The sequence below is a fragment of the Campylobacter sp. W0066.2 genome (genome assembly GCF_024723515.1).
Taxonomy (GTDB): Bacteria; Campylobacterota; Campylobacteria; order Campylobacterales; family Campylobacteraceae; genus Campylobacter_D.
Genome location: NZ_JANQCV010000048.1, coordinates 1 through 566, shown reverse-complemented (window position 1 = coordinate 566; position 566 = coordinate 1). Strand labels below are relative to the sequence as shown.

Below are 566 nucleotides of genomic sequence, written 5' to 3'. Positions count from 1 at the left end.
CCAAAACTATTCTTCAAAGATGCTATAGAAAAAAAAGTTTTCTGGTTGAGTGGTGTATACAACAAATACCTTCCTAAAAAACATAAAGGCTTTGCTCAATATACAATAATCTCAGCTGTATACAATGTAGAAAAATATTTAGATGATTATTTTAATTCTATCATAAATCAAAGACTTGATTTTAAAAAAAATATCTTTATAATATTAGTAGATGATGGTTCTACTGATAATTCTGCAAATATTATTAAAAAATACCAAAAAAAATACCCAAAAAACATCGTTTATCTTTATAAAGAAAATGGTGGACAAGCTAGTGCTAGAAATTTAGGTTTAAAGTATATGCAGGAAAACAATTATAAAACCTCTTGGGTTACTTTTACTGATCCGGATGATTTTTTGGATAGAAATTATTTTTATGAAGTAGATAAATTTTTATCAGCCCATCAAGATGATGATATTTGTATGATAGGGTGTAATATAATTTTTTATCATGAAAAACAAAGAATATATAAAGATAACCACTCGTTAAATTTTAAATTTAAAAATGGTATACAGATTAGAGAAAA

General features: G+C 24.7%; 1 protein-coding gene. It reads left to right on the top strand.

The window, feature by feature from the left end:
• Positions 1 to 566 (top strand): glycosyltransferase family A protein (locus tag CAMP18498_RS07925; protein ID WP_337198269.1); only part of this gene is annotated, 566 nt, incomplete at both ends.